The organism is Sinomicrobium endophyticum (assembly GCF_052983315.1).
The window spans coordinates 270,621-290,859 of the sequence record NZ_JBRKIS010000018.1 but is presented as its reverse complement, the minus strand read 5'-3'; the positions used below and the strand labels follow the sequence as shown (position 1 = coordinate 290,859).

The following is a 20,239-nucleotide window of genomic DNA, read 5'->3' as shown; positions in this document are numbered from 1 at the left end:
CATTATCACATTATCACATTATCAAATTGGCACATTAACCCGTTTATTTCTTCACCCTTACGGTGTCCGGTACCAGTCCGGTATAATCACCGCCATTACGAATAACATCCCGTACAATGGAGGAACTGATATACGATTTTCCGGAGGAAGTGAGCAAAAACACGGTTTCTATTTCCGATAACTTCCGGTTGGTATGTGCAATAGCTTTTTCAAATTCGAAATCTGCCGGATTGCGTAATCCTCTCAGGATAAACTGGGCGTTTATTTTTTTGCAGAAATCCACGGTGAGTCCTTCGTATGTCATTACCTTAATATTAGGAATATCCCGGAAAGCTTCGGCTATGAACCGTGTTCTTTCTTCAATAGAGAACATATACTTTTTTTCGGCATTGATGCCTATGGCAATGACAAGTTCGTCAAACAAGGTGAGTCCCCTGGTTATAATATCGTAATGTCCTAAGGTAATGGGATCAAAAGACCCCGGGAAAATAGCTCGTTTCATGGTTTCCGGATGGGAGTTGTTGTCGTTTTCCTTTTGTTAAATATACTATTTTTTCAGAGCCTCTTCTACAGCATTGTTAAAAAGCTCTTCCAGGGAGATTCCCGCAACGCCTGCCTGCTGTGGCAAAATGCTTTCTGCGGTAAGCCCGGGGATCGTATTTATTTCCAGCAAGTGCGGAATATCGTTTACAATAATGTACTCGCTGCGGCTGAAGCCCTTTAATTTCAGGATCTCGTAAACCTTCTTCGCTATTTCCGACACTTTTGCGGCCATTTCACCGGATAGTCGTGCCGGGGTTATTTCCTGGGACTGCCCGAGATATTTGGCATTGTAGTCAAAAAAGTCGTTTTCCGAAACGATTTCCGTAATAGGTAGTACTGTGGTTTCTCCCCGGTACTGAATAACCCCTACGGAGACTTCCGTCCCGTCGAGAAAAGATTCTATAATGATTTCATCGTCTTCCTTAAAAGAATATTCTATTGCCTGAAGGAGGTCTTCTTCCTTATGCACTTTGGACACTCCGAAGCTGGACCCGGCTTTATTGGCCTTGACAAAACATGGAAGCCCTGTTTTGGTAACAATATCAGCGGTATTAACAGTATCTCCTTTATTGATATAAAAAGAAGTTGCACACGGAATGCCATAAGCTTTCAGTACGGAGAGACAATCCCTTTTGTTAAAGGTGAGGGTGGCCTGGTAAAATCCGCAGGAAGTGTGCGGAATGTTCAGGAGGTCCAGGTAAGCCTGAATGTAACCATCCTCCCCGGGGGAACCGTGTATGGCGATGAAAACACCGTCAAAATTTATCTTTTCTCCCTTTGGCGAAATACTGAAATCGTGCTTGTCTACCGGGAATTCCGTTTCATTATCGTCTACGTAAACCCATTTGTCCCGGAAGATATGAATCCGGAAAAGATTATAAACCTCGCGGTCCAGGTGCTGGTACACTACATTACCGCTTTTTAGAGAGATCTGGTATTCGCTGGAATACCCTCCCATCAGAATAGCAATATTTTTTTTCATCGGCTACACGAAAGAGTTCCGTAAATTCGTTTAATCAAAAGTATCATTAATAAATCAAAAGATAAAAAAACTTTTCGGATTAAATTTTGGCGGAAAGCTGGAAGTATGAAGCTCGAAGTGTGAAGTTAGGAGTTGGAAGATTTTACCGCGCCTTTCACACCATACGTCCGTAGTTTGGACTGCGTATTTCGGGCACCTAACTTCAATCAGTTTTTATATCTTTGTCAACTAAATAAAGGACATGAGTATTTTTAGATTCCTGGGGAGCAAAACTTTTCTGACCCAGATTATAATAGCAGTGGTGGTATTGGTAGCATTGGTTCTCCTTGCATTGCAATGGCTGAAGATCACTACCAATCACGGTGAGTTTGTCACTGTGCCGGATCTTTCCAAGAAAACCCTGAACGAGGTCAAGGAGACATTGGGGAATGCGGATCTCCGTTTTGAAGTGCTGGATTCGGCCAACTTCAATCCGGGGTATCCCAGGTATTCCGTTATAGAACAGGACCCTTCAGGGGGTAATACCGTAAAGCGGAACAGAAAAATATACCTTACGATAAATCCTTCCGGGTACCGGGAGGTAAGCGTACCGAATATTATACAGGTTACCCGGCGCAATGCCGAGTCTATGCTTCGCGCCGTGGGACTGGAAGTCGGAAGGGTAGAGTATATAGATGAGATAGGTAAAGACATGGTTTACTATATACAATACCAGGGGAAAAAGATTGCTCCCGGAGAACAGTTTCCCAAAACAACTAAAATAGACCTCGTATGCGGGAACGGGGGAGAAGAAGAGCGGAAAAAAGAAGAAGCGGCAAAAGCGGCTGAGGAAACGGAGGAAATAAATAACGAAGGTGATGGCGGAGCATAACGATATTGAAGAGCAGGACGACGAATTATACGAACACTACAATTTTAAGGCAGGCAAAGGACAGGAACCGCTTCGGGTAGATAAATTCCTGATGAATTTCATAGAAAATGCCACCCGCAATAAAATACAGCAGGCGGCTAAGAATGGCAATATATGGGTTAACGGAACAGCCGTTAAATCCAACTATCGCGTAAAGGCCGAAGATGAGGTAAAAGTACTGTTCGAACATCCGCCATACGAGTACCTGCTTACCCCCGAAGACATTCCGCTGGATATTGTGTATGAGGATGATGAACTGCTGGTGGTCAATAAACCGGCAGGTATGGTCGTGCACCCCGGTCATGGTAACTATAGCGGAACACTTATCAACGCCCTGGTGTATCACTTTGAAAACCTTCCCCAAAACAGTAACGAACGCCCGGGCCTGGTACATCGTATAGATAAAGATACCAGCGGACTCCTGGTTATTGCCAAAACAGAACAGGCCATGACTCACCTGGCCAGGCAATTTTTTGACAAAACCAGTGAGAGGGAGTACACAGCCCTGGTGTGGGGTAATATAGAAGAAGACGAAGGCACGGTGGTAGGACATATAGGACGGCACCCTAAAAACCGTTTGCAGATGGCAGTTTTTGAAGACGGTTCGCACGGTAAAGAAGCCGTAACCCATTACAAAGTCATAGAACGACTCGGTTATGTAACCCTGGTGTCCTGTAAGCTCGAAACCGGGCGTACGCACCAGATAAGGGTGCATATGAAGCACATAGGGCATACGCTCTTTAATGACGAACGTTACGGCGGGGAAAAAATACTCAAAGGGACCACCTTTACCAAATACAAACAGTTTGTGGATAACTGTTTTAAAACATTGCCACGGCAGGCTTTACATGCCAGAACCCTGGGCTTTGAACACCCGGTTACCGGAAAGTTCATGAGTTTCGATTCCCCTTTGCCGGAAGATATAACCACGTGCGTAGAGAAATGGAGAAATTATGCCCGGCATGCGGAATTGTGATTTTTACAATTTTAGTTTCAAAGTTTGTTAGCGTTTTCCTACTTTTACATGAACCCTAAACAATTAACCACCCCCATGAAAAAAACACTTTTTTCGCTGGCAGCGCTTGTGCTTGTTTTTAATTCCTGTAAAAAGAAAGAACCTGTAGACATTGTAGTTACCAATGCCAATGTATATACGGTAAACAATGCCTTTGACAAAGCCGGATCGTTTGCTATAAAAGACGGGAAATTTGTAGCCGTAGGCAGTGTAAAGGAAATAGGAGATAAGTACTCCGCAAGGGAGATTATAGATGTAAACGGAAAAACCGTGATTCCCGGGCTTATCGATGCCCATTGTCATTTTTACGGACTCGGACTTAATCAACAGAATGCGGATCTCCGGGGAACAGCAAGTTTTGATGAAGTCATACAAAAAATCGTCTCTTTTCAGAAAGAAAAACAACCGGAGGTAATTTTCGGATGGGGATGGGACCAGAACAACTGGGAAATAAAGGAATTCCCGGAGAATGACATCCTGGACTCCCTGTTCCCGGATATTCCCGTAGTACTGGAACGTATTGACGGGCATGCCTATATTGTAAATAGCAAAGTATTGCAAATGGCTGGTATAGACGGGCAAACGGTTTCGGACAACGGAGAGATAGTGATGAAGGACGGGGAACCTACCGGGGTGTTGATCGACGGCCCTATGGCCCTTGTAAATGCCGTACTCCCCCCGCCGAACAGGGAAACACAGATACAGGCATTGCTGGATGCACAGAAAATATGTTTCGGATACGGATTGACCACGGTAAATGATGCGGGACTTACCCGGGAGACCATAGAGCTCATAGACAGCCTGCAGCGTATGAATGCCATGGATATGCGTGTGTATGCTATGGTGAGTAACAATAAAAAAGATGTCGTTTACTTTTTGTCCAGGGGAATTAAAAAAACCGATAAACTGCATGTAGGTTCCGTAAAGGTATATGCAGACGGTGCACTGGGATCGAGAGGGGCAGCGTTGAAAGTCCCTTATACCGACAAACCCGGACATTACGGCGCTATGGTAACACCCGTTGCCGATATCGAAGCGCTGGCCATAAAAATAGCATCTTCCGATTTTCAGATGAATACCCATGCCATAGGAGATTCCGCCAATATTGCCGTATTACGAGCCTATTCCAGGGCACTGGAAGGAAAAGAGGACAGGCGATGGAAAATAGAACACGCCCAGGTGATAAGCCCGGAAGATTTTGATTATTTTGAACAGGGTATCATACCTTCCGTACAACCCACCCATGCCACCAGCGATATGTACTGGGCTCAGGACAGGTTAGGGAAAGACCGTGTAAAGGGAGCGTATGCTTATAAAACACTTCTGGATAAAGCCGGAGTTATTGCCCTGGGGACCGACTTTCCGGTAGAACAGGTCAATCCGTTCTACACTTTTTATGCTGCGGTAGAACGAAAAGACCTTGAAGGATATCCTGACGGAGGATTTCAGCCCGAAAATGCCCTGAGCAGGGAAGAGGCTTTAAAGGGTATGACCATATGGGCTGCGTATTCCAATTTTGAAGAAGAAGAGAAAGGAAGTATAGAAACTGGTAAACTGGCCGATTTTATTATACTGGATAAGGATATTATGCAGGCTCCCCTGCAGGAAATCCCGAAAACAAAAGTAGAAGGGACTTTCATAGGGGGGAAGAAGGTGTACTAAACTGTCAGGGACTTTTCCTTATATAAAAAATCAGCTTATCTTTGTAAGAGCTGTATTTAATTTATGTACAACCTTCCGGATATAAGAAAACATTTCAGGCCCCTTCAGCCGACTGTCGGAGGTAATGATTCGGGAGTTACGTATTCCGAACTTTTCCCGCATACACATCTGGGGAGTTATATCTACTGTTATTGGGAACTGAAAACTACCCGAAGGCTCCAGACCCCTTTCGCATATAAAGTGGTAGCCGATGCCTGTACGGATATATTTTTTGAAGTGGAAAACCCGGAAGAAATGCTGGTTATGGGCTTTTCTACTGATTATACCGAGTTTCCGCTTGCCGATAAATTCCGTTATATCGGCATCCGGTTTTTGCCTGCTGCATTTCCATTGTTATTTCGTATAGGAGGTGGCGAACTCGCCGGAAGGGTAGAAGCATTACAAGATCTTTTGCCTCAACTGTTTAACGGGTTGATACCCCGTATTTCCGATAATATGACTTTTTCCGAATATGCGGAAGTATTCGATTGTTACTTCCGGGAAGTAGTGGGGTTGGCAAACCTGAATATAGACCATCGTTTTTTCAATGCCCTGGATATTATAATAAAAAAGCAAGGTACACTACAGGTGCAGGAAGAATTGGATACGGGGATCAGCCCGAGACAATTGCGTCGCCTGTTCGATTTTTATATCGGTAGTACACCCAAAACATTCAGTAAGGTGGTTCGTTTCCAGAATATTCTGCAGGCTAAACCTTCCATACAAAGTCTGCGCGAAAACAAATTGTTTTTTGATGCCGGGTACTATGACCAGTCCCATTTTATCAAGGAATTCAAAAGTATGTATGGGATGACACCTTCCCTGGCCTGGAAATTCCGGCCATAAAAAAATCCGGAAAATTTCCTTTGCTGGAAAATTCCCGGATTTTCCGGGTATAATTAAAAAAACTATCTTTCGCTTATCGGAACCTTAACTCTTGTGGTATCCCATCCCAAATACATATCAGCGCCGTTATCTCCGGGTTCGAAAGTAATGGAAAAAGCTTCCAGCGATTTACTGTCCTTGTCCACGGGAACCGTAGCCCTGGCTACATCGTTGGATTCTTTATAATCAAAAGCTCCCCATACATCCGTATCCTTGTTAAGGATAACCACCCATTCTTTTACTCCCGGAATGGAGAATAGAGTATATGTGCCGGCTTCAACCTCTTTATCTCCGAACATGACGTCTTTGAAAAAAGTGATCTCCGTAGCTTCATTAGCCCCTGTACGCCATACTTTGTCAAATGGTACCAGGGTTCCGAAAACAGGCCTGTCTTTTTTCAAGGGCCTTCCGTAAACTACTTTTGCAATAGGCGGAGCTTTTCGGTCTGTGCGGTAATAGGCTATATCGCATGGACTTTTATCCAGTCCGCTGAATTTCTGTGCATTGACTGCCGGAGCAAAAGTCAGTGCCATAACCAGTATCAATAAGCTGATATATTTCTTCATAACAGGGAAAATGTATTTTTTAAGTTGTTATGCTCTAAATTAGCAAATCTTTTTCAATCCCGCCCCAATGACCCGGAAACTTTGGGATATTTTTATAAGTTGTAGGAAATCACCTCTTATGATAATAAAGCCTGGTCCAGGTCTGCAATAATATCCGCCACGTTTTCCAGTCCTACCGAAACCCTTACCAGTCCGTCCGTTATACTCACCTGCAAACGGTCTTCTTCACTAAGTTTACTGTGTGTGGTAGATGCCGGATGTGTTACTATGGTCCGGGTATCTCCCAGGTTTGCGGATAGTGAACACATTTTTATGGCATTCAGGAATTTCCTGCCTGCTTCCACGCCGCCTTTAACTTCAAAAGCGACAATACTTCCACCGGCTTTCATTTGTTTTTTGGCCACTTCATACTGCGGATGGGATTTGAGGAAAGGGTATTTTACCCAGTTTACCTGCGGGTGATCTTCCAGGAACTCTGCTACTTTAAGTGCGTTTTCACAGTGCCTGTCTACACGTACCGCCAGGGTTTCCAGGCTTTTGGATAATATCCACGCGTTAAAAGGGGACAGGGACGGCCCTGTGTTACGGGAAAAGAGGTAGATTTCCCGGATAAGGTCTTTTTTACCCACCGTAACACCTCCCAGTACACGGCCTTGTCCGTCTATAAGTTTGGTAGCGGAATGGATCACCAGGTCCGCACCGAATTCTATAGGGTTCTGGAGATAGGGTGTAGCAAAACAGTTGTCGATAACCAGGATAAGGTTGTGTTTTTTTGCTATTTTACCCAGTAGTTCCAGGTCCAGGATATCTACTGCCGGATTCGTCGGGGTCTCCGCGAAGAGTATTTTAGTGTTCGGTTGTATGAGCGATTCTATCTTTTCCGTTTCGTCTACCCGGAAATAGGAAGTATTGATGTTCCACTTCGGTAAAAATTTGGTGAACAGGGTATGGGTAGAGCCGAATACCGATCGTGCAGCGACAATATGGTCACCGCTGTTCAGCAGGGCGGCAAAGGTAGAGAATACGGCAGCCATCCCGGTAGCGAAGGCATAACCGCTTTCCGCTCCTTCCATTTTACATATTTTATCTACGAATTCGGATGTATTGGGATTGGTAAACCTGCTGTAAATATTCCTTTCTTTTTCCTCTGCGAAAGAAGCCCTCATGTCTTCCGCGTCTTCAAAGACAAAACTGGAAGTAAGATATAACGGACTCGTATGTTCCAGGAACTCCGTTTTTTCTATTCGCGTGCGTACGGCGTCGGTTTCAAAATGTTGCTTTTTCATTGCTTACAAACTATTTTTTTATTGTTTAAGAATGGTATTTTTCGTATTTTTGAATTATGAACTCTTCCAAAAAATATAAAGATATAGAGAGGATATCCCACTTTGCTATGGAATCACAAATAGCTTCTTTTCGCATTGAAGGAATTAAAATATCAAAGAAACGGGCACAGGAAATTCGCAAGAAAATCGTAGATGACCTCCTTCAAAAAGACACTACTCCAAATCCCTGAAAAAAGTTATCATTGGCTCATATTTCTTATGAGAAGCGGCTTGCACTGCTGATATGTATGTTTCCATATTCTTATTGGTGATTTTATTAAACGAAAATCTTTTAAACCCATTTTTCATGGCTATAAGGTTGGATAACAATCTGGCTGTTCTCCCGTTTCCTTCCCGGAATGGATGAATAAACAAAAACTCGGCATGTAGCGGTGCTACATGAGTAATCAAATTCTCATAGCTATCGTATACTTTTGGCAAAGAAAGTAAAAAGTCTTTTTCGAATTCTTTGATTATATCAGGTAAAAATCGGGCGGCGGGGAACAGAAAACCTCCTTTGGATATATTTACCTGTCTTAAAGAACCTGCAAAATCGTAAAGATGTTCTAAAGCGGTTTTATGGATTTCAGAAATAAAGGTCCAGGAGAACAACTTAATTTCATCCAATAACATTTCGTATTGAATTTCAGCTTTCAAAAAACCTTTGTATTCTTCCTCACCGATCATTTTCGGGTTGGTAAGACCAAGTTTGTTTGGTAAAATCTCATCTTCTGATTTTGGTGTATGGTACTTCATCTCATATGTTTAGAGTTTATTCTCGGTGTTGTTTTTTACTATAATATTCATCTGTTCTGTGATGAGCTCTACATCCTTACTGTCGGTCATCCAGTTTACAAACGCTGCGCGGATACCTTTTTTACCCTGGTATACGGTTGGGGTCATAAAGACTTTCCCGGTGCGGTTAAGGGCGGTGAGGAAAGGCTGGACTTTCTCCTGGTTTTCTTCCCCGCTCAGTGTAAAGCATACGGTGTTAAGCCGTACCGGGGCCAGCAGTTCAAATTTAGGGTTTTGTGTTATATAATCTCCTAAAATCCGTGTCATTTCCACGGAATTCTCTACAATATATCTGTAGCCTTTTTTGCCGTAAGCCCTTAATGTAAACCATACCGGCAGGGCTTTTAACCTTCTGGAATTCTCTGGCAGAAAGTTGAGGTAGCTGAAATTTTCCATGGGGTCGCCCAGGTAAGGGGCATCGGAATTCTGAAAGGTCTCTGCCTGTAACAGGTTATGCTCCTTACGTACCAGGAAAAATGCATTTTCGTAAGGTACATTCAGCCATTTGTGGCAGTCTACGGTAATACTGTCTGCTTCCTCCCAGCCTTTGAGCAGGTGTTTGTACTCTGGTGAACAGGCAGCAAAACCACCGAAAGCGGCATCGATATGCCACCAGAAGTTATACTTTTTCCGCAGTTTCCCGATTGCTTCGAAGTCATCAAAATCTACGGTATTTACCGTTCCTGCACTGGATATCAGTATAAAAGGATCGCCTTTCAGTTCCAGTATCTTGTTTTCCAGATCATCCGGGTCTATGGCTTCCCGGTTTCCCTCCAGGGTATTTACTTTCAGGATATTCCTGCTTCCCAGTCCCAGCATAGCCAGTGATTTTACGGAAGACGAATGCGGAGTAGCCGTTAGTATATGTACTTTGTCCCGTATACCGTCTTTGGCATAGTCTTTTCCCTTTTGTTTTCCGTACCACTGTCTTGCCACGGCCAGGCAGGTAAAATTGGACATGGTAGCGCCGGTAACAAATCCACCGAAAAAGTCGGGGGGAAGGCCAAAGAGGTCTAGTGCTAATTGTATGGTTTCTTCTTCGATGACCGCCGAAATATCGCCTTCTCCTTTGGTTACCTGGGTATTCTGGTCATATACCGTAGCCAGCCAGTCACCTGCTATAGATGCCGGGGTGGAACCTCCGGTAACAAACCCCAGGTACCTGGGGCCGGAAGAGGCGACGATAAGAGGTTCGAGCCTGGCGTTAAATTGTTCCAGGACCTTTGCCGAGCCAAGACCTTCTTCACTTAGTTGTGGCATCTTACCAACTTCAAAAGTTGTGGATACCGGTCTGTGCCGCAGATTGTCCAGGTAATCCGTAGCCTGCGCTTTTATTTTGTCAAGTATGGCATCCAGTTCGGTCAAGTCCTTATGTAAATGCTGGTACATGAGATCGTTGCTTTTTTGTCTATATCCTTATCCTGTATTATTCTCCACGGTCCGCAAGCCGGAGTATATCTCCGAAGACTCCCCTGGCCGTTACATTGGCCCCTGCACCTGCTCCCTGAATGACCAGTGGTCTTGTGCCGTAGGACTCAGTGTATATTTCAAATATGGAATCGGAACCTTTTACCTGGCCGAGAGCGCTTTGTTCGGGAACGGAAACGAGTTTTACTTCCAGGATACCCTTGTCCTGTTGTAAGTCGCCGGAAAGCTCCCCGATATATCGGAGTACATGACCGGGTTCCTGTTTTGCCTTTATATCCGTGTATGTATTGTCCAGTTTTCCAAGGCTGGAGAGAAAATCCGTTGCTTTTCCTTCGCGAAGGCCCGAGGTTTCGGGGATCAGGTTCTGTATCCTGATGTCTTCAAATTCGTTGTGCAGGTCCAGTTCCCTGGCCAGGATAAGGAGTTTTCTTCCCACGTCGTTACCCGAAAGGTCTTCCCTGGGGTCCGGTTCGGTAAATCCTTTGTCTATGGCTTCCTGCAATACCTCGCTGAAAGGCCTGTCTTCCACGGAAAAGGTATTGAAAAGGTAACTCAGTGATCCTGAGAATACACCTTTGATACCGGTGATGTTCTCCCCGGAAAGATGGAGTAGTTTTATGGTGTCTATAAGTGGCAATCCGGCGCCTACATTGGTTTCGTAAAGGTATTGTTTCTGGTTTTTGTCCAGGGTTTCCCTTAATTCTTTATAGAAACTGTAACTGAGTGTGTTAGCGATCTTGTTGGACGAAACTATATCAAACCCGTTGTTGATGAGTTCTATATAATTTTCCACAAAATCCACACTGGCTGTGTTATCTATAGCAATGAGGTTTTCCAGGTGATGTGTTTTGGCGTATTTAATAACGGCATCTGCACCGGAGGATTGGTCACTGTTGTCAATAACTTCTTTCCAGTTGTCTCTTATGCCGTTTTTGTCCAGGAGCACCTTTTTGGAGTTACCCACGGCAAAAATATTCAGACGTATATTCTTGCGCTTTTCGATACTGTCTGCCGACGAGAGTATTTGTTCTATAAGTGTTCCTCCCACCAGTCCGTGACCGAAAATGGCGATATTGATCTTTTTGGAGATACCGAATATTTCCCCGTGTATGACATTCAGCGCCTTATGCAGTCCGGATTTTTTTACGACCAGGCTGACGTTCTTCCCGGTAACGGTGTTGTTAAACAACAGGGGGACAACCTGATTTCTTATCAAGGCATTGTATGGTTTGTGAAACGTGCTGAGGTCCTGCCCGACAATGGAAATAACCGATACATTATCTACCGCGGATATCTTGTTGACGTCTTTGGAGTAGAAGTCTTTTTCAAATTCTTTTTCCAGTTCCACGATAGCCCTGGTAGCGTTTTCCGCATCTACTACAAGCCCGATACCCCTTTCCGAAGATCCCTGTGAAATAATACTCACACTGATATTGCTGTCACCGAGTGCCCGGAAGATGCGCGCATCTACTCCCGCTTTTCCGAGAAGCCCTCGTCCTTCCAGGTTAAGCAAGGCCACGTTTTCCAGTACGGATAGCGATTTAATACCTTCTTTATTGGGTTCGGAAGTAATGAGAGTGCCTTTGTTATCGTTGTTAAAGGTATTGAGTATCCGCAGCGGTATGTTCTTTTCAATCAGCGGAATAATGGTTTTGGCGTGCAAGATGGTGGCGCCGAAATTGGCCATTTCATTCGCTTCGTTATAGGACAGTTGTTCTATACGTTGTGCATCGGGCACTAGTTCCGGGTTGGCTGTGAATATACCGTCTACATGCGTATAGCTTTGCAATTCTTCCGCATCCAGGAAGTTAGCAATGAGAGAAGCCGTGTAGTTACTGCCGTTCCTGCCCAAGGTTGTGGTCTCGTTTTTGGTATTGGAGCCGATAAACCCGGTGACGATGTTTACCGTATCGTGATTGTGTTCTTCGAAATGCCCGAGGACATTCTCCTTGGAAAGTTTTTCCAGGGGCTGCGCATTCCCGAATTTCTCATCTGTTTTAATGAGTTTTCGGGTGTCGGTAAATACGGCGTTAATGCCTTTGTGTTTTAAAACTTCCGTAATGAGTTTAGCCGAAATAACTTCTCCCTTGGACAGTATCTGGTCTTTTATTTTGGAACTGTAATCTCCCAGAAGACCTACGCCTTCAAACAGTTTTTCGAGCTTGGTGAATTCCCCGGAAAAATCCACATAGTCAAAATCAGCCTGCTGGTATGTTTTGAATTCTTCCAGTTGCTTTGCGAAATCTTCTCCTTTCGCCGCCTTTTCGAGTATTTCTTCCAGTTCATTGGTGGCATTACCCCTTGCGGAAACTACTACGGTAATTCTTTCGCCCTGTTCTATTTTGTTTTCGATAATGCGCAGTGCATTGGTAATGCCTTCTCCGTTAGCCAGCGATTTACCGCCAAACTTCAATACTTTCATCCTGTTGTTGTTTTTTCCTTTTTGAAATATTCCTCCTATGAGTTTTTCCAGTTGTTCGAATTCTATTAAAAAAGCGTCATGTCCGTGTACGGAATGTATTTCTCCGTAGGTAACCCTGTCATGGGCCTGTGCCAGTTGTTTGTGTGTTTCCCGGTTTTCTTCGGCAGTGAAGAAGAGATCGGAATCTACTCCTATGATATGTATGTTGGCATTTATAGATTCCAATACATTAAAATGCTCTTTGTGTCCCCTGGTTACATCGATGGTCTTCAGGAGTTGGTTCATCAGCCTGTATGCGGCAACCTGAAAGCGCTCCTGTAGTTTATTGCCGTGATGTAATAGCCAGCTTTCCACATTAAAAACTTTAAGTTCCTGGTTAGTGGTGCGGTTGAAACGGGTCTTGAAAGATTCCGGTGTACGGTAGCACAACATGGCGTGCATACGCGCATCGTGTACGGGTTGACGGGAATTTACCAGGAATTGTTCCTGTACCTGGCAGTTGGCAATAAGCCAGTCCGTCGATTTCCAGTCCGAAGCAATAGGAATGAGATGTTCGGTAATATCAGGATTCAGTACGGCCATTTCCCAGGCAATACCACCTCCCATAGAGCCCCCTATCAGGGCAAAAAGTTTTTCGATACCCAGTTTTTCCAGGCCTGTAAGGAATATTCTCGCCATGTCACGGGCTACGAAATCCTTGTAATTGTCTATGACAAATCCGTCATAACCATTGCCGGGGACATTGAAGGCCAGAATGGTATAAATGGAAGTATCTATGCCTTTGCCTTCGCCAATAAGGTCTCTCCACCAGCCGGTCTCCCCGGCAACATCGGAATTCCCGGTAAGCGCGTGGTTGACCAGTATTACCGGAGCTTCTCCCAGGGTTTTTCCGAAAACCTGGTAAGACAGCGGGATACGTGGAATTTCCACACCGAACCCGGTGACAAAACCTGTAATTTCAAGCTGATTTAAATTGCTTTTCAATGTAACTGTTTTTTATTTGTATGTATATGTTACCAGAAAAGCTATTACGGAAAGTAATTACCCTGTAAATCGTGTTAATGTAAACACGGGGTTATCTTTCCCCATTCGGGGTAGAACGTAGCACCTTCTCCATGAGGGAGGGTTGCTAAGGCTTCAACGGGTCTATTCCCTCGGCCTTTCTTGATAACATATGAATTATTTTACTGAACTTTTATTTCTACGCGCCATTACGGAGCATCGTAAATGAAGGGCAAAGTAATGGAATAATACTGAAACAGGCAATACTTTTGTATCAATTTTTATATTTCGGAAAAAAAGAGACCAGGTCAAATGGCCCCGAGTATTTTATCCATGATCCATGCCGTATGTACCGCTGTTGACCCGGTAGAAGGATGTATGCCTTGTCCGTCCAGGTGTTTCTTCATATTTTTTACGTGATATAATTGTATGTTTTCCGGGTGGTCGATAAAGAGTTCCTGTATGCCTTTATCGTTATTCAGGACCACAGGAGCCTCATCAAAGACCGAAAAAGTTATTTTCCCTTTACTGCCCAGTATTTCCACCTTGTCCTCACGGGTATGGCAGCCAAAATTCCAGCTTCCGGAGCCGGTAATACCGCTATTGTGGAGCCAGCATGCCGTCATGGCATCTTTTGCATCATAAAGTTGCTGTTGGTTAAGACTTATGCCGTGTACGTCTTTGATATCGCCGAGGAGAAAGGTAAACAGGTCCAGGCCGTGGCTTGCCAGGTCATCGAAATAACCTCCGGAAGCTATTTTCACATCGGTACGCCAGTTGTATACGCCGGAAAGATCCTGCTCGTTCGGCGGTTTGCTGAGGTGCCAGTTTATGTGCCTTATGTCTCCCGCTTCACCGTTGTCCAGCCATGTTTTTATCTGGAGGAAACGGGGCAGGGAGCGGCGGTAATAGGCCACAAACAAAGGGACTCCTGCTTTTTCAAAAGCTTCCTGAATGGCCAGGCTGTCCCGGTAGGAAGGGGCAAGGGGCTTTTCTATACAACAGGATTTGCCCGCTGCAGCTACCCGGAGTCCGTAGTATTTATGTGTATCGGGAGGCGTAGCGATGTAAACGGCATCAATTTCATTATCGTTGATAAGTTCGTCCGCATCTGTATAATACTTTTTTACATGATGCCGTTGAGCATAATCACGGACCTTGTCCGCATCGCGTCGCATTACGGCAGCCAGTTCGAACCCTTCGGTCCTGTGATAAGCAGGACCGCTCTTTTTTTCGGTGACATTGCCGCATCCAATGATGCCCCAGCGAAGGATTTTATGCATTATTTCTTTTTATTTTCTATGAATTTTAACCACGGATTCACGGATAGCAGGATTCGTTTTCTAACGGTGCCTTTAAGAGACTGTCCAAGTCTTATTTTTTTTGCCTTATTGCTTTCTTTTCTCCTTTTTCTTCCGCCGGTCCTCTCATATGTATAATCAGTCCGTTGAGGAAATTTCGTAAAAACTGGTCGCCACACTCCATGTATTTCGGGTGGTCTTCTCTGCGGAACAGAGCACCCAGTTCGGATTTGGATACGTTGAAACCAACCAGTTTCATGATTTCTACGATGTCATCGTTGGTTAGTTTCAGCGCTACCCGCAATTTCTTTAAAATGTCATTATTGGTCATAAGTTGTTGTTAAATATTAAAAAGTATTATTTTTCTGCTGCGGTCTCTATGGTGAACAATTCGGAAAACGCTATCGAAGCCGTTTTACGATCAAAGAATGCCGAAGCAATACCCAGGTTTCCGGCTTCCACCTGTTCCCTGATAAAAGGGTTTTCGCGTATTATTTTTTCCTTGGAAAATTCGAGATTAAACCTGGTAATGGCATCGGCAATATCTTCCGGGTTCTTGTTTTTCAGGGCTTCTATACTGAATTTTTTTGAGATCAATGCATCCTCTATCAATGGCTTTAAGTAAGATTCCTTTCCGGCTATATGAGCTTCGATAGCTTCTTTTACAAAGGAATTTCCGGAATTTCCCATCAGGAGGATGAGTTTTGCACCCTGGTTACGGCAAGCTACTTCTATACTGCGGATGATAGGAGTGCTTACCGCGTTTCCGGCGGCCCTGATAGGTACCAGGTCGCCAATACCGGTATTGAGGAGCATGTTTAAAGGTTCTCTGAGGTCAATACAGTTTACCACCACGGCAAGCGGACAAGTACTGAGGAAGTCGGTAAGTTCTTTGTTTCTCAGCCGGCGGGAGATGAGGTTGCCTTTAACATAACTCTTGTTCCCTTCTTTTAAGTAATTGAGAATTTCTCCCGGGGATGATTTCAATATGATTTTTTCGGGATTTTTACCCTCAAAATCGATTTCCTCGCCTATATTATAACTTTCCTTCAGGCCTATAATGTTCACATCGATCTGGTGTTCCCTGGCAAAAGTACTTTCAAAATCCCGGAGAATTTCTACTACATCCTGGTCTATATAACTGGAAAAAGTAGCATCAATGATTACCTTGCTATTATCCGGAACACTCCAAAGCGTATTTTTTATGGAAGCCCGGTTAAGGAAAGAAACCTCGTTGGAAAGTTCTAGTTTAATGGCTTCGCCCTTCATAAACCTGGTGTTTTCGATAAAGAACGGATTGTAATAATTGTTCCGTAAAAGAAAAAACACACTCAGTGCCGAACCGATCAATACACCTATGAGCACATCAGTAAGCAGAATGGCAATAACTGTCGTAACAAACGGAAGGAACTGGCTCCAGCCCTTGGCATACATTTTCCGGAACAGGGAGATGGATGCCAGTTTATATCCTACTACTAATAATATGGCAGAGAGGGAAGCCAGGGGAATGAGATTGATGACGGAACTTATAAAAAGTACGCTCAACAGCAAGAGGAGACCGTGAAGTATGGTAACGAGTTTGGTCTGTCCGCCGGCTTCTATATTTACCGTGCTGCGTACGATTACCGAAGTAATGGCAATTCCGCCGATCAGGCCGGACAGGGTGTTGCCGATACCCTGGGCTATAAGTTCCCGGTTCGGAGGTGTTTTTCGTTTGTGCGGATCTATATTGTCTGTTGCTTCGATGTTCAGCAACGTAGACAGGGAAGCAATAATAGCAATAGTTATTGCGGTAGTCCATATCTTCATATTCCCTATGGCACTGAAATCTGGGGTTGTAATGAGGGAAGAAAAGTCGTCTACCCTGGGAATACTTACGAGATGAACGCTGTCGAGGTATAAGCCCGGAACAAGATATTTAAAAATAGAGTTTAGGACAACACCGAGGATAACCACGATCAGGGCCGGGGGAATCAGTTTGAAATTCTTTAGCGGTGTCTTTTCCCAGAAAAGCAAAATAAAAAGAGAAAACAGGGTAAGGAGAATGGAGCCGGGAGTAAAGGATTTGAAAAAAAGAGTAACGATTTTCCATGCATTGTCCAGGTAATCTTCCGAAAAACTGGAAAAACGGTCGTGGTCGAGCTCCATGCCCACAGCGTATTTGAGTTGCGAAAGAATAAGGATAATACCTATGGCAGCCAGCAATCCTTTGATAATGCTGGTGGGGATATAATCGGCAATGAGACCGGCTTTCAGAATGCCGAAAAGTAACTGGAAGAGTCCAGCGATGACCAGTGCGGTCAGAAAAATATTAAACCCGCCCAGGTCCTGGATAGCAAGGAATACCACAGCCGAAACACTGGCGGCCGGTCCGCTGACACTGGTCCCGGATTTACTCACCATTCCGATGACAAGTCCGCCTATAACCCCGGAAATCAATCCGGAAATGAGAGGTGCCCCACTGGCCAGCGCTATTCCCAGGCACAGGGGAAGTGCCACGAGAAACAAGACAATACTGGCAGGAATGTCCTTGTTCAGGCTGGAAAATAACGGGTTATGGGATTCTTCTTGCCCGGGTTTGTTTACGAATTCTTTTAAATTAGGGAGCTTTCTCAAGTCAGATTTTTTTCAGGTGCAACGGGGAAAATTTTTGTCAATATATTATTTTTTTGAGAATAATACATGCTATCTGTAAAGGAACATGCTTTTATTCTTAATTTTTATCCGGTTTGGCTATGATTTGATTTTGACAAAAATACAACAATAAAAATCAGGGAGTTTCAATTGTTTAATAATGAATTTATTAAGTTGTTTGTTATTCGGAAATATTGTAAATTAACTCCTTTAACCACTTACCAAATACTTTATGAGATGAAAACAAAAATTTTTACCCCCGTTTTTGCTTTTTTGATGGTTTTGGGAATGCAAAACCTTATTGTAGCGCAGGAAAAGGAAGCAGTTTCTGTTTCCGAAGATCAGCAGGCTGCCATGATGGAAGCCTGGAATGCCTATCGTACCCCCGGTGAAATGCATAAAATGCTCGCTATGGACACAGGCGAGTGGAATGCGGAAATAACCCATTGGGCAGACCCTTCTGCATCGCCTCAAAAGGCGAAGGGGACGGAGACCTGTAAAATGGTTATGGGAGGGCGTTACCTCAAAATATCCTTCAAAGGGGAATTTATGGGAGAGCCCTTTAACGGCCTTGGATTTATGGGATACGACAATGCGAAAAAAGAATTTTTCAGCACCTGGCTGGACGATATGGGTACGGGAATAATGATAGCCCGGGGAACTGTATCGGAAGAAGATAATAATACCATGGAAATGAGAGGTAGTATGGTGGACCCCATGACCGGAAATGATTTGAAGATCAGGGAAGTGGTTTCCCGGATCGATGAAAATACCCGCACGATGGAGATGTTTATGGAGTACAATGGAACAGAGATGAAAACGATGGAAATAAAATACAGCCGGAAGAAATAGATGGTTTTTTCAGAGATTGTGCTCATTCTGGCCGGGCTAGCCACCGCATTGATGGCCGGACTTTTTTACGCTTTCAGTATTGCTGTGAATCGCGGTTTGCAAGAGCTGGGCGACAAGGAGTTTGTTAAGGCTATGCAGCTTATAAATTTACGAATATTGAACCCTTTGTTTTTCCTGTTTTTTTTTGGCGCACCGCTATTATTGCTCTTAGCCACTGTACTTCATGGAGAAGGAGGAGGGAAACCGTTTGCTTTCCTGCTGGCAGCTACCATATTGTACCTTATAGGGGTGTTTGGTGTAACGGTAGTGAAGAATGTTCCGATGAACAATAAATTAGCAAAATTCACCCCGGAAACAGCTTCGAAAGAAGAAATTTCCGGGGTGAGGATTGCTTTTGAAAAGCCCTGGACACGTTGGAACCATGTCCGTACCGTGGCCTCTTGCCTGACCGTGATACTGGTTTTTATCGCGACTTATTTTTCCGGATGTCTTTAAAGAAGTGAAACAGCGACTTTATCTACGGCATTTATAGTGAAATCCAGATCCTCATAGCTCAGGGCATCATTGAGGAACCAGCTCTCAAATGCGCTTGGCGGCAGGTGAATACCTTCGTTCAGCATACCGTGGAAGAATTTTTTGAAGCTGTCATTGTTCCCGGTTGCCGAACTGTCAAAATCCCTTACTTCTTCACCGGTGAAGTGAACGGAGATCATGGAGCCCATCCGGTTGATGCGATGGGTTATTTCGTGTTTGGTCAATATCCTGGTGATACCTTTGTGGAGGTACAGTGTTTTTTCTTCCAGGCTTTTGAATATTGCCGGGTTTTTATCGAGTTCCGAGAGCATGGCCAGTCCCGCACTCATAGCAAGCGGGTTACCGCTAAGGGTGCCAGCCTGGTATACCGGACCGATTGGGGCCAGGAGATTCATAATTTCATTGCGGGAAGCAAAGGCCCCTACGGGAAGTCCGCCACCGATTACTTTACCGAAAGTAACGATGTCCGCCTTTATGTTAAAGGCTTCCTGTGCTCCGCCTTTGGCAAGACGGAAACCGGTCATCACTTCATCAAAAATAAGCAATGTACCGTATTCGTCACAAAGAGACCGGAGTCCTTGCAGAAAACCTTCTTCAGGGAGTATACACCCCATATTTCCGGCAACGGGTTCTATAATGACAGCTGCGATCTCGTTTCTATTGGCTTCAAACAGGATTTTTACGGATTCCAGATCGTTGTATGCAGCCAATAGAGTGTCTTTAGCCGTTCCCTGTGTTACCCCAGGGCTGTTCGGGGAACCGAAGGTAACCGCACCGCTTCCGGCCTGGATAAGGAAAGCATCGGAGTGGCCGTGGTAACAACCGGCGAACTTGATGATCTTTTCTCTTTTTGTATATCCCCGGGCCAGTCGCACAGCACTCATACAAGCTTCTGTTCCACTGTTTACAAAACGTATTTTATCGATATTCGGGACCATAGAAACCGCCAGCCTGGCAATTTCCGTTTCTGTTTCGGTGGGCATACCGAAGGAAGTGCCTTTTTTTGCTTTTTCGGTTACCGCTTTAATAACCGGTTCATGTGCGTGTCCGAGGATCATAGGCCCCCAGGATGCAATATAATCGATGAGCCGGTTACCGTCCGCATCATATAAATAGGCCCCCTTGGCCCTGTCTATAAAAACCGGGGTTCCTCCTACGGATTTAAAGGCTCTTACGGGAGAGTTAACACCTCCCGGTATATATTTTTCGGCTTCTGCAAATAATGCGCTGCTTCTCTGATATATCATATTGTGTAATTTTTTCTTTTTTTGGCTGTTTTCCCCCGGTTGGGGACGTGGTTCTTTCCCGTTGAAACCCACGGTTTTTCCCGGTTTGGGCGTATGA

Annotated in this window: 18 protein-coding genes and 1 riboswitch; of the genes, 7 read left to right on the top strand and 11 right to left on the bottom strand. The window is 44.5% G+C overall.

The features are described 5' to 3' along the window. Positions 1-43: 43 nt before the first annotated feature. Both coaD and ACVBDU_RS05935 read right to left on the bottom strand, forming a co-directional pair. Complete coding sequence (gene coaD / locus ACVBDU_RS05940) at positions 44-502, bottom strand: pantetheine-phosphate adenylyltransferase (protein ID WP_447178843.1); 459 nt, start codon at positions 500-502, stop codon at positions 44-46. 45 nt (positions 503-547) lie between these two features. Then, entirely contained in the window at positions 548-1,525 is a 978-nt protein-coding gene (locus tag ACVBDU_RS05935; protein WP_447178842.1) for a D-alanine--D-alanine ligase, read from the bottom strand. A gap of 241 nt (positions 1,526-1,766) precedes the next feature. Here ACVBDU_RS05935 and ACVBDU_RS05930 point away from each other — a divergent pair, with 241 nt between their 5' ends. From ACVBDU_RS05930 to ACVBDU_RS05915, 4 genes are all read left to right on the top strand, one after another. Then, entirely contained in the window at positions 1,767-2,396 is a 630-nt protein-coding gene (locus ACVBDU_RS05930) for a PASTA domain-containing protein (RefSeq protein WP_447178841.1), read from the top strand. Further along, a complete protein-coding gene (locus ACVBDU_RS05925; protein WP_447178840.1) occupies positions 2,383-3,411 on the top strand; it encodes an RluA family pseudouridine synthase in 1,029 nt (342 codons plus the stop codon). The genes ACVBDU_RS05930 and ACVBDU_RS05925 overlap by 14 nt, the downstream gene beginning before the upstream one ends. Before the next feature lie 75 nt (positions 3,412-3,486). After that, complete coding sequence (locus ACVBDU_RS05920; protein ID WP_447178839.1) at positions 3,487-5,112, top strand: amidohydrolase; 1,626 nt, start codon at positions 3,487-3,489, stop codon at positions 5,110-5,112. A 63-nt stretch (positions 5,113-5,175) separates the two neighbouring features. Beyond that, on the top strand, positions 5,176-5,997 hold the full coding sequence (locus ACVBDU_RS05915) for an AraC family transcriptional regulator (protein WP_447178838.1): 822 nt from the start codon (positions 5,176-5,178) through the stop codon (positions 5,995-5,997). A 62-nt stretch (positions 5,998-6,059) separates the two neighbouring features. Here ACVBDU_RS05915 and ACVBDU_RS05910 read toward each other — a convergent pair whose 3' ends face one another. Both ACVBDU_RS05910 and ACVBDU_RS05905 read right to left on the bottom strand, forming a co-directional pair. Next, positions 6,060-6,602, bottom strand: a complete 543-nt coding sequence (locus ACVBDU_RS05910) for a DUF2911 domain-containing protein (protein ID WP_447178837.1) — start codon at positions 6,600-6,602, stop codon at positions 6,060-6,062. A 116-nt stretch (positions 6,603-6,718) separates the two neighbouring features. Then, positions 6,719-7,888, bottom strand: a complete 1,170-nt coding sequence (locus ACVBDU_RS05905) for a trans-sulfuration enzyme family protein (RefSeq protein ID WP_447178836.1) — start codon at positions 7,886-7,888, stop codon at positions 6,719-6,721. A gap of 56 nt (positions 7,889-7,944) precedes the next feature. Between ACVBDU_RS05905 and ACVBDU_RS05900 the strand changes: the two genes are divergently transcribed. Continuing rightward, positions 7,945-8,118, top strand: coding sequence for a hypothetical protein (locus ACVBDU_RS05900; RefSeq protein ID WP_447178835.1), 174 nt, complete (start codon positions 7,945-7,947; stop codon positions 8,116-8,118). On the opposite strand, the gene ACVBDU_RS05895 is transcribed toward ACVBDU_RS05900, so the two are convergent. From ACVBDU_RS05895 to ACVBDU_RS05870, 6 genes are all read right to left on the bottom strand, one after another. Further along, the gene (locus ACVBDU_RS05895) at positions 8,102-8,683 is read right to left on the bottom strand and encodes a Fic/DOC family protein (protein ID WP_447178834.1); all 582 of its coding nucleotides are present in this window, start codon (positions 8,681-8,683) and stop codon (positions 8,102-8,104) included. The two genes, ACVBDU_RS05900 and ACVBDU_RS05895, sit on opposite strands and share 17 nt — an antisense overlap. A 9-nt stretch (positions 8,684-8,692) precedes the next feature. Continuing rightward, a complete protein-coding gene (locus tag ACVBDU_RS05890) occupies positions 8,693-10,111 on the bottom strand; it encodes a pyridoxal phosphate-dependent decarboxylase family protein (RefSeq protein ID WP_447178833.1) in 1,419 nt (472 codons plus the stop codon). A 37-nt stretch (positions 10,112-10,148) separates the two neighbouring features. Continuing rightward, positions 10,149-13,556, bottom strand: a complete 3,408-nt coding sequence (thrA, locus tag ACVBDU_RS05885; protein ID WP_447178832.1) for a bifunctional aspartate kinase/homoserine dehydrogenase I — start codon at positions 13,554-13,556, stop codon at positions 10,149-10,151. Between the two features lie 88 nt (positions 13,557-13,644). Next, positions 13,645-13,746, bottom strand: a riboswitch (SAM riboswitch). Between the two features lie 136 nt (positions 13,747-13,882). Then, positions 13,883-14,857, bottom strand: coding sequence for a Gfo/Idh/MocA family protein (locus tag ACVBDU_RS05880; protein ID WP_447178831.1), 975 nt, complete (start codon positions 14,855-14,857; stop codon positions 13,883-13,885). A 91-nt stretch (positions 14,858-14,948) separates the two neighbouring features. After that, a complete protein-coding gene (locus tag ACVBDU_RS05875; RefSeq protein ID WP_447178830.1) occupies positions 14,949-15,206 on the bottom strand; it encodes a DUF1456 family protein in 258 nt (85 codons plus the stop codon). Positions 15,207-15,232: 26 nt separating this feature from the next. Next, positions 15,233-17,491 (bottom strand): bifunctional SulP family inorganic anion transporter/carbonic anhydrase, encoded by a 2,259-nt coding sequence (locus tag ACVBDU_RS05870; protein WP_447178829.1) that lies wholly within the window; start codon positions 17,489-17,491, stop codon positions 15,233-15,235. Between the two features lie 255 nt (positions 17,492-17,746). Between ACVBDU_RS05870 and ACVBDU_RS05865 the strand changes: the two genes are divergently transcribed. Together ACVBDU_RS05865 and ACVBDU_RS05860 are read left to right on the top strand one after the other, a co-directional pair. Beyond that, positions 17,747-18,361, top strand: a complete 615-nt coding sequence (locus ACVBDU_RS05865; RefSeq protein ID WP_447178828.1) for a DUF1579 domain-containing protein — start codon at positions 17,747-17,749, stop codon at positions 18,359-18,361. Continuing rightward, complete coding sequence (locus tag ACVBDU_RS05860; RefSeq protein WP_447178827.1) at positions 18,362-18,856, top strand: anthrone oxygenase family protein; 495 nt, start codon at positions 18,362-18,364, stop codon at positions 18,854-18,856. It abuts the gene before it with no gap. Here the strand turns inward: ACVBDU_RS05860 and hemL are convergent. Further along, the gene (hemL, locus tag ACVBDU_RS05855; protein ID WP_447178826.1) at positions 18,853-20,142 is read right to left on the bottom strand and encodes a glutamate-1-semialdehyde 2,1-aminomutase; all 1,290 of its coding nucleotides are present in this window, start codon (positions 20,140-20,142) and stop codon (positions 18,853-18,855) included. The genes ACVBDU_RS05860 and hemL overlap by 4 nt on opposite strands. Positions 20,143-20,239: the final 97 nt, after the last annotated feature.